This window comes from [Actinomadura] parvosata subsp. kistnae (assembly GCF_900323885.1).
GTDB lineage: Bacteria > Actinomycetota > Actinomycetes > Streptosporangiales > Streptosporangiaceae > Nonomuraea > Nonomuraea composti.
Genome location: NZ_OOHJ01000018.1, coordinates 3888919 through 3901714, shown reverse-complemented (window position 1 = coordinate 3901714; position 12796 = coordinate 3888919). Strand labels below are relative to the sequence as shown.

General features: G+C 69.5%; 11 protein-coding genes. 5 read left to right on the top strand and 6 right to left on the bottom strand.

Annotation, left to right across the window (positions count from 1 at the left end; genetic code table 11):
* Positions 1–4: 4 nt before the first annotated feature.
* From KIS93_RS38605 to KIS93_RS38585, 5 genes are all read right to left on the bottom strand, one after another.
* Positions 5–826, bottom strand: a complete 822-nt coding sequence (locus tag KIS93_RS38605) for a carbohydrate ABC transporter permease (RefSeq protein ID WP_080043014.1) — start codon at positions 824–826, stop codon at positions 5–7.
* Positions 823–1686 carry a carbohydrate ABC transporter permease gene (locus KIS93_RS38600; RefSeq protein ID WP_080043015.1) on the bottom strand — a complete coding sequence of 288 codons (864 nt, stop codon included), beginning with the start codon at positions 1684–1686 and terminating at the stop codon, positions 823–825. Before KIS93_RS38600 ends, KIS93_RS38605 begins: the two co-directional genes overlap by 4 nt.
* Positions 1687–2994 carry an ABC transporter substrate-binding protein gene (locus tag KIS93_RS38595; protein WP_080043016.1) on the bottom strand — a complete coding sequence of 436 codons (1308 nt, stop codon included), beginning with the start codon at positions 2992–2994 and terminating at the stop codon, positions 1687–1689. It abuts the gene before it with no gap.
* A gap of 17 nt (positions 2995–3011) precedes the next feature.
* Positions 3012–5297, bottom strand: a complete 2286-nt coding sequence (locus KIS93_RS38590) for a TIM-barrel domain-containing protein (protein WP_080043017.1) — start codon at positions 5295–5297, stop codon at positions 3012–3014.
* A gap of 268 nt (positions 5298–5565) precedes the next feature.
* A complete protein-coding gene (locus tag KIS93_RS38585) occupies positions 5566–6954 on the bottom strand; it encodes an NAD(P)H-quinone dehydrogenase (RefSeq protein ID WP_080043018.1) in 1389 nt (462 codons plus the stop codon).
* A 386-nt stretch (positions 6955–7340) separates the two neighbouring features.
* On the opposite strand from KIS93_RS38585, the gene KIS93_RS38580 reads away from it, so the two are divergent.
* The 3 genes from KIS93_RS38580 (at position 7341) to KIS93_RS38570 (ending at position 9086) form a co-directional block, all read left to right on the top strand.
* Positions 7341–8204: a recombinase zinc beta ribbon domain-containing protein gene (locus KIS93_RS38580; protein ID WP_080043019.1), complete on the top strand. Its 864-nt coding sequence runs from the start codon at positions 7341–7343 to the stop codon at positions 8202–8204.
* 19 nt (positions 8205–8223) lie between these two features.
* Positions 8224–8490 (top strand): hypothetical protein, encoded by a 267-nt coding sequence (locus KIS93_RS38575; protein ID WP_080043020.1) that lies wholly within the window; start codon positions 8224–8226, stop codon positions 8488–8490.
* A gap of 104 nt (positions 8491–8594) precedes the next feature.
* On the top strand, positions 8595–9086 hold the full coding sequence (locus KIS93_RS38570) for a gamma-glutamylcyclotransferase family protein (RefSeq protein WP_281261987.1): 492 nt from the start codon (positions 8595–8597) through the stop codon (positions 9084–9086).
* Here KIS93_RS38570 and KIS93_RS38565 read toward each other — a convergent pair.
* A complete protein-coding gene (locus tag KIS93_RS38565) occupies positions 9083–10387 on the bottom strand; it encodes an MFS transporter (RefSeq protein WP_230465599.1) in 1305 nt (434 codons plus the stop codon). The genes KIS93_RS38570 and KIS93_RS38565 overlap by 4 nt on opposite strands.
* 103 nt (positions 10388–10490) lie before the next feature.
* Between KIS93_RS38565 and KIS93_RS38560 the strand changes: the two genes are divergently transcribed.
* Both KIS93_RS38560 and KIS93_RS38555 read left to right on the top strand, forming a co-directional pair.
* Positions 10491–11477 carry an Lrp/AsnC family transcriptional regulator gene (locus KIS93_RS38560; RefSeq protein ID WP_230465600.1) on the top strand — a complete coding sequence of 329 codons (987 nt, stop codon included), beginning with the start codon at positions 10491–10493 and terminating at the stop codon, positions 11475–11477.
* The gene (locus tag KIS93_RS38555) at positions 11474–12796 is read left to right on the top strand and encodes a M20/M25/M40 family metallo-hydrolase (protein ID WP_080043021.1); all 1323 of its coding nucleotides are present in this window, start codon (positions 11474–11476) and stop codon (positions 12794–12796) included. The genes KIS93_RS38560 and KIS93_RS38555 overlap by 4 nt, the downstream gene beginning before the upstream one ends.

Sequence of the window (12796 nt, the reverse complement as noted above, 5' to 3'; positions counted from 1 at the left end):
TCCATCACTTGATGGCGCCGACCGTCACACCTCGGGTCAGCGTGCGCTGGAAGATCAGGAAGAAGGCGATCGCCGGCACGACGCCGAGCAGGGCCGAGGCGCTGGACGTGGTCGCGTCCATGTACTTCTCGCCCTGCAGCACGCCGAGCGCGACGGGCACCGTCTGGGTGTCGTTCGAGATCAGGAAGATCAGCGGGAGGAAGAACTCGTTCCAGGTCCAGATGAAGAAGAAGATCAGCAGCACGTTGATCGTCGGCCGGCTGATCGGCACCACGATCCGCCAGAGCGAGCGCAGCCGCCCCGCCCCGTCGATCGCCGCCGCCTCCAGGATCTCCTTCGGGAACTGGCCCAGCACCGCGCTCAGCAGGTACGTGCCGAACGCCGCCTGGATCGCGGTCATCACGATGATCACCGCGAGCTGGGTGTCGTACAGATCGACGGCCTTGGCCAGGTAGTACAGCGGATAGGCCAGGGCCTCCTGCGGCAGCGTGTTCGCCACCAGGAACAGCACGAGGATCCACAGCCGCCCCTTCACCCTGCCGATGCCCAGCGCGTACGCGTTGAGCACCGACAGCACGACCGCCAGCACCGCGACGGACGCGCTGATGAGGAAGCTGTTCCAGAGCTTCGTCCCGAACTGCACCCGGTTCCAGAAGTCGATGATCCCTTGCAGGTAGAGCCCGTCGGGCAGGCTCAGCGGCCCCTGCGAGCCGTACTCGGCGGGCGACTTGACCGCGTTGACCGCCACGATCAGGAACGGGAAGATCATCACGACGGCCAGCACGACCAGGGCGAACAGCACCGCCCAGCGTCCCGGGCCCCTCATGACTCACGCTCCTGGACGCGCAGGAACAGGAACGTCACCACGATGATGATCAGCGCCAGCACCGTGGCGATCGCGGAGCCGTACCCGACGTTGCTCTTCTGGAAGAAGTTCAGGTACGAGAAGTACGACGGCACCATCGTCGCGTTGCCGGGCCCGCCGCGGGTCAGCACGAAGATCGGCCCGAACACCTTCAGCGCGGCGATCGTGCACGTCAGCAGCACCACGAAGATCTCCGGCCGGATCTGCGGGATCGTGATGTGCCAGAACTTGCGCCACCACGAGGCCCCGTCGATCTCGGCCGCCTCGTAGTAGGACGGGTCCACGCGCTGCAGCCCGGCCATGAAGATCACGACCGGGTAGCCGAGCTGGAACCACACCATGATCGCCATGACCGTGGCCAGCGCCAGGTCGGGGTCGCCGAGCCAGTTGACGTCCAGCCCGAAGATCTGGTTGACGGCGCCGTACGACGGGTGCAGCATCCAGCCCCACACCACGCCGGCCACCGCCACCGGCAGCACCTGCGGCAGGTAGTACATCGCGCGCAGCGCCGAGGCGGTGCGCGCCCCGAAGCGCTTGCCGATGTAGTCGAACAGCGCCGCCGCCAGCACGAGGCCGATCATGGTCGGCACGACGGCCATGGCCACGATCAGCCCCACGTTGTGCTGGAACGACTCCCAGAACCGCACGTCCGCCAGCAGCCTGGTGTAGTTGTCGAGCCCGATCCACCGGGGCGTCCCCACACCCGACCAGCGGGTGAAGCTGGCGCCCACGTTCATCAGGAACGGCACGACGATGACGGCCAGGAACAGCAGCAGGCTGGGGATCAGGTAGAGCCAGTATCCCCTCGTTCGAGCTCTCATCTAGTTACCGATGTCGGCGAGGTTGTCCTCGTACGGCTTGGCGAGCTCGTCGAGCACCTGCGCGGAGGTCTTGCTGCCGTTGATCAGCTCCTGAACCCCCGCCACCAGCACGTCGTAGTAGCCGGGCGCCGGCCAGTCGGGGTAGAAGGCCAGGCCGTCGGCGGTGGTCAGCTTGTTGAAGGTCTCGATCAGCTCCTTGCTCTTGGCGTCGGTGATCGCGGCCGGGTCGGCGGCCACGGGGACGCCGCCGGAGTTGCCGAGCAGGTTCTGGATGTCCTTGCTCATCGTGATGTCGATGAAGTCGTAGGCCAGGTCCTTGTTCTCCGACTTCTCGGGCACGACCCAGATGTTGCCGCTGGAGCCGGGCGACATCGTGGCGCCGGGGAACAGGAAGTGGCCCCACTCGAAGTCCTTGATCTCGGAGGCGAAGCGGCCGTACCACCAGCTTCCGCTGATCATGATGGGGAACTTGCCGTTCATGAACGCCACGCCCATGTCCTCGGCCTTCAGGCCGGCCGAGTTCTTGGCGAGGTAACCCTTCTTCACCCAGTCGGCGAACGTGTCGGCGCCGTAGGTGAACTCGGGGTCGTGGAAGTCGACCTTGCCCTTGTAGGACTGGAAGGCCTCCAGCCACGGCTTCTGCGCCTTGGTGAGCGCGAGCTGGTAGAAGATCTGCTGCGCCGGGTACTCGGCGCCGGCGTTGGAGATGGGTGTCACGCCGGCCTTGACGAACGTGTCGAGGGCGGCCGTGAACTCCTCGAACGTGGTGGGCACCTCGACCTTGTGCTTCTTGAACAGGTCCTTGTTGTAGTAGACCATCACGAACTCGCCGTAGTTCGGCACGCCGTACCACTTGCCCGAGCCCATCACGCCCCGGTCGTCGTACTTGGCGGTGGTCTGCAGGCCGCCGGGCAGCAGTTTGTCCCAGCCCCGCTTCGTGACCTCCTCGCTCAGGTCGGTGAGCAGGCCCTGCTTGGACAGCAGCCCGGCCGTGGCGTTGCCCTTGTTGTACTCCATGATGTCGGGCGCCTCGTCCGAGTTCAGCACCATGCTGGCCGTCTTCTGGATCTGCTCGAAGCCCTTCTCCTCGAACTTGACGGTCACGTTCGGGTGCGACGCCTCGAACTTCTTGATCGCCTCGGCCCACGCCTTGCCCATGGCGCTGTCGGCGCTCTCGTAGTGCCACAACTTCAGCACGCGCGGCTCCGTGCCGGTCGGGCTGGGGCTGCCCGATCCGCCGCCCGAGCCGCACGCCGACAGGGCGAGCGCGGCGGCGGCCAGCACCGCGGCGCCTCTCAATCTGACCATGATCCCTCCAGGGGGTGTTACGAGATGACGGCCCGCGCGGGAGCTCCGGCCACCGGGGCGATCTCGACCCCGGTGACGCGCTTCGGGCCGGTGACGGCGACACGCAGGTCCGCGCCGTCCCTGGTGGCGACGGCGATCGTCACGCCGTCCGCGTCGTGGATTTCGACGGTGCCGTCGCCGCCCCCGAAGGCGACGAGGGCGATCTCGGCCGGCACGTCCACGGTCTCCCGCTGCTCCTGGACGGGGATGAGCGCGCCATGCCGGACGAACAGCGGGATCTGGTCGAGCGGCTTGCTGACCGTGACGTAACGGGCGCCCTCCAGCACCTCGTGCGTCCAGTAGTCCACCCACAGGCCGCGCGGCAGGTACACGCTCCGGGTGCCCTCCGGCGCGGTCATGGGGGCGACGAGCAGGTCACGGCCGAGCAGGTACTGCAGGTCGGCCTGCCAGGCCACCGGGTCGTCGGGGAAGTCCACGCACAGGGCGCGCATCATCGGCGCGCCGGTGCGCGCGGCCTCGACGGCCGCCGAGTACAGGTAGGGCATCAGCCGGTAACGCAGCTTGAGCGCCGCCACGGCCTCCGCCTCGACCTCGGGGAACTCCCACGGCTCCCTGGTCGTGGTGCCGTGCAGGCGCAGCAGCGGCGACAGGGCGCCGAACTGGGTCCAGCGCACGTACAGGTCGTCGGTGGGCCGGCCGGTGAAGCCGCCCGCGTCGTGGCTCCAGAACGGCACGCCGGACAGGCCGTGCGCGAGCCCGCCCCTGATCGTGCTGCCCATGGCGGCGTAGCTGGTGTAGGTGTCGCCGCCCCACTGGGCGCTGTGGCGCTGCCCGCCCAGGTACGACGAGCGCGCCCAGACCAGCTCGTGCCCGTTGACCTCGCGGGTGACCCCGGCGACCACGTCGTTGAACAGCAGCGTGTACACGTTGTGCAGGTCGGCGCCGCTCATCCCGTTGTACGCCACGGCGTCGCTCGGCACGCCCTCGGCGAAGTCGGTCTTGAAGGCGGCCACGCCCTGGCGCAGCAGCGGGCGCAGCAGGCCCTTGAACCATTCGGTGGCGGCCGGGTTGGTGAAGTCGACGATGCCGCAGGCGGGGAACGAGCCGTGCCAGCAGTCGGCCACGTACACCTGGCCCGCCTGATTTTTCAGGAAATATCCGGCCTCAGCGGCCTCGCGGAACGTCGGGCTGAGATGGGAGATGTACGGGTTCATCCACAGGCACACCTTGAACCCCATCCCGTCCAGCTCGGCCAGCATGCCGTCCGGGTCCGGGAAGTTCGTGGCGTCCCACTTCAGCTCCGACCAGTGCCCGTCGGCCTGCCAGTAGGTGTCCAGGTGCAGCACGTCGCACGGGATGCCGCGCTCCCTGATCGTGCGCGCCCTGGCCAGCACCCGCTCCTGGCTGTCCACACAGAACCCCGAGGAGATCCACGTCCCGAACGCCCACTTCGGCGGCAGCGACGGCCGGCAGGTCAGCAGGTCGTAACGGTCCAGGACCTCCGCGGGCGTCGGCCCGGCGATCACGTAGTAGTCGAGCACGTCGTCCGGCACCACGATCTGCACCACGCTGTGCGTCGACTGGCACACGTCGAACTCCGTGGGCGCGCCGCTGTCCACCAGCACGCCGTACCCCCTGCTCGACAGGTACAGCGGCACGTTCTTGTACGCCCGCTGCGACTCCGCCCCGAAAGCGTCGAAGTTCCACATGACCGGGCGCTGGCCGCGCTTGTCCAGCCGGGTGAACGACTCCCCGAACCCGGAGAACGCCTCGTCCGGCGCGGCGGCGAAGCTCTCGTGGTAGGCCACCGGCGTACCGGCGGAGCTGGAGCGCCCGAACGGCAACGTCCGCAGCCGGCCGCTGATGTCGACGTGCCCCCGGTCCTGCTCGACCAGCGTCGCGCCGGCCGCGTCGGTGAAGCGCAGGTGCCACGGGTTCAGGCTGATCTCGGCCCGCAGCGGGCCGGCGTCGATCACGATCGGCGCGCCCGGCGCCACCTCGGCGCGCGCCCGCGCGTACGTGCCGGGCGACACCAGCCCGACGGCCCGCTCGGAGCGCGGCCGCGCGGTCGCGTCCTCCGACAGCCGGACCCTGATCACCCCTTCGCCCGCCACGCCCACCTGCACGACCAGTGTCTCCTCCGCCGAGGTGACCGCCTTCAGCATCACCTCGGCGCCGTCGGCCGCGACCAGCTCGGCGGAGGTGAGCGCGGACAGGCCGCCCTCGCCCCGCTCACGGACCGGCAACTCGGGCGGGTCGGCGACGAAGTACTCGTGCGCGACCAGCGGCGGGCGATAGGGCATGGAGGCTCCTTCAAGAACGGCTGCGCCAACTCGTGAGTTAGTTTGCTGTCCATACCAACAAACGTCAACGCCCAGCCGCCCCCGACCCCGCTCCCGTCCCCCCCTCCTCCCACCCCGGACCCCCCGAACCCGCCCGCTCCCCGAGCCCGCGCTGTTCCAGCCCCCGCCCGCTCCCGGCCCCGCTCCGTTCCCGCGCGACCCGCCCCGGAACGCGAAAAGGCGCGTGGTGCCATGCACCACGCGCCTCCAGCAGTCGGGGGCTACCGGCTCAGATCGACACTCCCGGCTGCATGAGCCGCCGCGCCGCCTCCGTGATCGACCCCGACAACGACGGATACACCGCGAACGTGTGCGCCAGCTGATCCACCGTCAGCCGCTGCTGCACCGCCACCGACACCGCCAGGATGAGCTCGGACGCCCGCGGCGCCACGACCACGCCGCCCAGCACGATCCCGGTGTGCGGCCGGCAGAACAGCTTGACGAACCCGTCGTTGAACCCCTGCATCTTCGCCCGCGCGTTGGTGGCCAGCGGCAGCTTGACCACGTTCGCCTCGATCTCGCCCGCCTCGATGGCCCGCTGCGCCACGCCCACCGCCGCGATCTCGGGGTCGGTGAAGATGTTGGAGGCCACCGTGGCCAGCCGCAGCGGCTGCACCGCCTCCCCCAGCGCGTGCCACACCGCGATGCGGCCCTGCATGGCCGCGACCGAGGCCAGCATCAGCACGCCCGTGCAGTCGCCCGCCGCGTACACGCCGGGCGCCGACGTGCGCGACACCTTGTCGACCTTGACGAACCCGCCCCGGTCGAGCTGCACCCCGGCCTCCTCCAGCCCGATGCCGGAGGTGTTGGGGATCATGCCGACCGTCATCAGCGCGTGCGACCCCTCGGCCGTGCGCCCGTCCTCCAGCGTCACCACGACCCCGTCGGCCGTGCGCTTGACGGAGGCGGCCCGCGAGCGCCCCATGACGTTCATCCCGCGCCGCCGGTAGACCTCTTCCAGCACCTCGGCGCCGTCGGCGTCCTCGTTGGGCATCATCCGGTCGCGGCTGGACACCAGCGTGACCTCCGCCCCCAGCGACCGGTACGCGCCCGCGAACTCGGCCCCGGTCACCCCGGACCCGACCACGATCAGGTGCTCGGGCAGCTCCTCCAGGTCGTAGAGCTGCCGCCAGGTGAGGATGCGCTCCCCGTCGGGCTCGGCCCCCGGCAGCACCCGCGGCGTCGCCCCGGTCGCCACCAGCACCACGTCGGCCCTGATCGTCCGGTCACCGGCCCTGACGACCTGCGGATCGACCAGCCGCCCGCGCGCCTTGATGATCTCCACGCCCTCGGCCTCGACCCGCGTCGCGATGTCGGCCGACTGCGCCTGCGCCAGCTCCTTGACCCGCTTGTTGACCAGCGGCAGATCGACCCCCACCGCCCCAGCGTCACCGTCGGGCCCGCCGGAGAACGACACGCCGAGCGACGGCGCGTCGAGCAGCGCCTGCTTGCGCACGGAGGTCGCGATCAGCGTCTTGGACGGCACGCAGTCGGTCAGCACGCAGGCACCACCGGGGCCGTCCTGCTCGACCATCGTGACTTGCGCGCCTAGCTGCGCGGCCACCAGCGCCGCCTCGTAGCCGCCTGGTCCGCCACCGATGATCACGATCCTCGTCACGTGTCCCATTCTCCCGCACCAGCCAGACGAAGCGACAACGGGGCCGTGATCACGGCGTATCCATCCAGACAGGCGAGGGATCGCTAGGTTTGGGACACGGCTGCCGACCAAGGTTGAGGGTTCTCTTTCATGGATGTCTCCGAACTCCCCATCGCCACCTACGATCGCGTCAGCGTGGACAGAAGCGGCCGCTCGGCCAGTTGCGACGAGCAGCACCGCGACAATGTGGACTGCTTGCGCGAGCTGGGCCTCGGGAGAGGCGCACGCTATTCCGACCCCGGCCGTAGAGCATCACCCGGCTCCCCCAGCCGCCCTCAATGGGATCGACTCACGCAGGCCGCCCGCGCCGGTCTCTGGGGCGGGATCTGCGTCTCGCCGGATTCCGAATGATTTCCGCGAGCACCGACGAGGTCTTCGATCTCTCTTCCGAAGAGGGTGCCGCAGCCTTCACAGCCCGCGTTCGGGAGAGTGAACGCGAGGTCACCAAGCTGCGAAGACGTGTGGCACGCAGCCTGCGCAGAAAGGCCGAGGCCGGCGAGATGACAGGCGGACCCCGCCGACGCTTCGGCTTCATCGACGTCCACGCGGGAACGCTCCAAGAATCCGAAGCCGCACTCATCAGAGAAGCCGCCACCCGCATCCTGAGCGGCGAGCGCATCGGCGCCATCACACGCGATTGGGCGACGCGTGGCGTGACCACCCCCGAGATCCGGTCCGACGACGGAACGCGAGTCGTGCACAAAGGCGGCGTCCACTTCACCATCCAGGCTCTGAAGCAGCAGCTGCGTCGCCCGGCCCTGACGGGGCACACACGCTGGACCGCAGGCGCTCTCATCGGGCGTATGCGGGGTGAGAGCACGATCCTGGACGTTTCCACTTGGCTGCACGTGCAGAGCGTGCTGGGCACGACCGGCCCGGGACGCCCTCCGACCGACGACAAATACCTCCTGACCAGTCTGAAACTGTTGTTCTGCGACTCATGCGGCTCCAGCATGAGCGGCCACAGCCCCACAGGCCGCGCTAACCGCTACCGATGCAGCTACAACTCCGGCAAGATCGACTCGCGAGGATGCGGGCAGTCCATCAACGCGGCCGGTCTGGAGGAGCTCGTTCAGGAGACCGCGCTGAACTGGCGGCTCGGAGCCGCGCAGAGAGGGCATCCAGCACGCCCTGTGGACGCGGACCAGGAAATCCAACGGCTGCGCCGGAGAGCAGACCTACGTCGAGCAAAGCCGCATCCTCTCCCCTGACCTGCATCATCTGCTCGGCGTGCCGGTCACCGAGATCGCCAGGGTGCGGGCAGAGATCGAGGAGCGCACCCGCCGAGCCGACCTCACCGAGATCACCGCGGCCGCCGTGCTGGGAGACTGGAACATCGGGACGGACGACCACGACCCGGCACGCCGAGTCCAGCGGCGCCGCATGATCAGACAGGCGTTCCAGTGGATCCGCATCAAGCGCCCCACCAGCCCGCATGGCCGACGCCCCGCCTTCGATCCCGCACGGGTGGTTCTGGGGCTGCGTGAAGAGAGCTGACACGACCCTCCGCCGCCCGATGCGATGGACCGGCGCGGCCCCCAAGCGTGGCAGGATGGCGCGGTAGCTGGATGACGAGTGGCACCCGGCGGGAGGGGTGGATCGTGGCATGGGCTTCGGACCGTTCGGGCAAGCCGAGTGATCTCAGGCTGTACGGCGCGTACGGCACCAACATGGATCCCGAGCAGATGGCGATGCGCGCTCCCCACTCACCGATCTGGGGTGTGGGATGGCTGCCCGGGTGGCGGCTGACGTTCGGGGGCATGGATCTCGCCTGGGAGGGCGCGGTCGCCACGATCGTCGAAGACCCCGACGAGCACGTGTTCGTGGTGCTCTACGACGTGCCCGACTGGGAGGAGACCTCGCTCGACCAGTGGGAGGGGGCCGTCCGGGGCGCCTACCACAAGGTGCGGCTGCGGGTGCAGACGCTCGACGGCGAGGTCGTGGCCTGGTTCTACGTGCTCGACGGTTACGAGGGCGGCCTGCCCTCGGCCCGCTACCTGGGCAGCCTGGCCGAGGCGGCCGAGCGGGCGGGCGCCCCCGACGACTACGTCAAGGAGTTGCGGGAGCGCCCCTGCACCTCGTTCGGGGGTTAGCGCAGCGGCTGGTCCTTGGTCTCCTTCAGGACGAAGAGGTAGACCAGGGTCGAGATGAGCGCGAGCGCCGACATGTACCACGGGAACAGCCCGGGGTTCTTGGCCTCCTGGAGCGCGGTGCCGATGAGCGGCGCGGTGCCGCCGAACAGGGCCACGGTCAGCGAGTACGGGAACCCGGCCCCGGCCGCCCGCACCCGGGTGGGGAAGAGCTCCGAGTTCACCGCGGCCGAGATCGAGGTGAAGCAGCCGAGGAAGACCATGCCGACGAGCTGCACGACCAGCAGGCTCGCGTACGACTGGGTGAGCAGGCCGAGCAGCGGCACGGGCAGCACGAGGAAGCCGAGGCCGAACGTGATCAGCATCGGCCGGCGCCCGATGCGGTCGGACAGCATGCCGAGCAGCGGCTGCAGGATCATGAAGAAGACCAGCGAGATCGTGCCGATCTGCAGGGAGTCGGCCTTGTCGAACGTGACGGTGATCTGCGCGTAGGTGGGCAGGAAGCTGGTCCACGTGTAGTACGCGACGGTGCCGGCGATCGTGATGCCGACGATGGTGGCGGCGGAGCGCGGGTGGTGCTTGAGGAACTCGAACAGCTTGGGCCGCTCGGCCTCGCCGCGCTGGATCTCCTCGGCCACGGCGGAGGTCTCGTCGGCGCCCTTGCGGATCCAGAGGCCGACGAAGCTCAGCAGCGCGCCGACGAAGAACGGGATGCGCCAGCCCCACGAGTTCATGTCGGCCTCGATGAGGCTGGTGGCCAGCAGGGCGGCCAGGCCGGAGGCGAGGAGCTGGCCGATGGTGGTGCTGACGTACTGGAAGCTCGAGTAGAGGCCGCGGCGGCCGGGCGGGGCCGACTCCACGAGGAAGGTGGTGGCGGCGGCGAACTCGCCGCCGACCGAGAGGCCCTGGATGAGGCGGGCCAGGGTGAGGATGACGGGTGCGAGCAGCCCGACGGCCGCGTACGTGGGGGTGAGGCCGACGAGCAGCGAGCCGGCGCCCATGAGCACGATGGTGAACGTCATGGCGGCCTTGCGGCCGTACCGGTCGGCGAAGGCGCCGACGAGCAGACCGCCGAGCGGGCGCATGAAGAAGCCGACGGCGAAGACGGCGAAGGAGCTCAGCAGCGGTACGAGGCTGTTGGCCGAGCCCTTCGGGAAGACCTGCTCGGAGAAGTAGACAGCGAGGAAGGTGTAGGCGTACCAGTCGTACCACTCGACGACGTTGCCGATGCTGGCCGCCATGAGCTGGCGGACGCGGCTCTTGGGGATGCCGAGTGGTGATTGCGCCACCGGGGAGGTCGCCACGTGGGCTCCTTTGCTGACAAGTGCGTGATGGCTTACTGTGCATTCGGGCGACCGAAACAGTCAAATGTTCCCCACAATATTTACAATTCCGACATGGAAACGGGTGCAGGTGGACGTTCTCGACCGGCGGCTCGTGGCCGCGCTGCAAGTCGCTCCGCGTGCCTCGTGGGGTGAGATCGGCCGGGCGGTGGGCGAGCACGAGCGCACGGTCGCCCGGCGGCTGCAGCGGCTGATCGCCGAGGGCGTCGTGCGGGTCACGGCCATCTACGACGACCTGCGCACGGGGCACGGCCGGCCGGTGCACCTGCACGTCCAGGTGCGGCCGGGCACGGCCACGCAGGTGGCCAAGGCGCTGGCCGACCGGCCCGACACGCGCTCGGTCTACTCGCTGACCGGGGCCGCCGACATCGGCTGCGAGCTGGTGCCGCCCTCCAGGGACGAGCTGCACCGCATCCTGTCCTCGCAGGTGTCCGACATCGACGGTGTGCTGCAGACGCAGACGCAGGTGGTGCTGCACACGTTCAGGACGGTCGCCGAGTGGCACGCCCCCTACCTGACCGAGCGGGAGGTGGCCGAGCTGCGGCCCGGCCGGCCGGCCGAGTGCCTGCCCGACGAGGAGGGGCTGTCGCCGCTGGAGCAGGAGATCGCCGAGTTACTCACCGCCGACGGCCGGATCGCGTTCACCGCCGTCGCCGAGCGCCTCGACATCTCCGTGCCCACCGCCCGCCGGCGGGTCACCTCGCTCATCGAGCGGCGGCTGCTGCTGCCCAGGGCCGAGGTGGAGCCCGCGCTGCTCGGCCTGGAGGTGGAGGCCATGCTGTGGCTGAAGGTCCGCCCGCACGGCCTCGACCTGGTCGGCCAGGAGCTGGCCGCGCACCCCAGCGTCCGTTACTGCGCCGCCACGACGGGCACGCACTCCCTCATCGTGCAGGTCGTGGCGGCGCACGAGGCGGCGCTCTACCGTTTCATGACCGGCGTCGTCGGCCGCCACGACGAGATCACCGACGTCGACCTCACGCTGATCACCCGCGCTCACAAGCGCGGCCACCTCCACAAGTCCGGACTGCTCACACTGGAGAGGACCCCATGACCCCTGCCGAGCCCATGACCCCCGCGGAGAAGGAAGTCGCCGACCTGTGCGTGGAGCTGATCCGCGTCGACAGCAGCAACTACGGTGACGGCAGCGGCCCCGGTGAGCGGGCCGCCGCCGAGGTCGTGATGTCGCGGCTGGCCGAGGTCGGCATCGAGGCCACGTACGTCGAGAGCGAGCCGGGCCGCGGCAACGTGGTCACCCGGATCGAGGGCACCGACCCGTCGCTGCCGGCGCTGCTCGTGCACGGCCACCTCGACGTCGTGCCGGCCAACGCCGACGACTGGTCGGTGGACCCGTTCGCGGGCGAGGTGCGCGACGGCTACATCTGGGGCCGCGGCGCCGTGGACATGAAGGACATGGACGCGATGATGCTGGCCGTGCTGCGCCAGATCAAGCGCGAGGGCCGCCGGCCGCGCCGCGACCTCGTCTTCGCGTGGGTGGCCGACGAGGAGGCCGGCGGCGTGTACGGCGCCAAGTACCTCACCGCCCACCACCCGGAGCTGTTCGAGGGCGTCACCGAGGCCATCAGCGAGGTCGGCGGCTACTCGCTGGAGGTGGACCCGTCGCTGCGGCTCTACCTCATCGAGACGGCCCAGAAGGGCCTGGCCTGGATGAAGCTGATCGCCGACGGCACCGCCGGTCACGGCTCGATGCTGAACGACGACAACGCCGTCACCGAGGTCGCCAAGGCGGTGGCCAGGATCGGCGACCACGACTGGCCGCTGACCTACACCCCGACGGTCCGCCGCTTCCTCACCGAGGTCGCCGACGCGTTCGGCATCCCGTTCGACGAGGAGAACCCGCAGCCGATCCTCGACAGGATCGGCCCGCTGGTGCGCTTCGTCGGCGCCACCCTGCGCCACACCACCAACCCGACCCAGCTCGGCGCCGGCTACAAGTCGAACGTCATCCCGGGCCAGGCCACGGCCGTGGTCGACGGGCGGTTCCTGCCCGGGTTCGAGGAGGACTTCTTCAAGACCGTCGACGGGCTGCTCGGGCCGAAGGTGCGGCGCGAGTTCATCCACCACGACATCGCGCTGGAGACCTCGTTCGACGGGGCGCTGGTGGAGTCGATGATCGCGGCGCTGAAGGAGGAGGACCCGGCGGCGCGGGCGATCCCGTACTGCATGTCGGGCGGCACCGACAACAAGACGTTCTTCGCGGACCTGGGGGTGCGCGGGTTCGGGTTCGTGCCGCTGCGGCTGCCGGCGGACATGGACTTCGCGGCGATGTTCCACGGCGTGGACGAGCGGGTGCCGGTGGACGCGCTGCAGTTCGGGGTGCGAGTCCTGGACAGGCTGCTCCTAAACTACTGA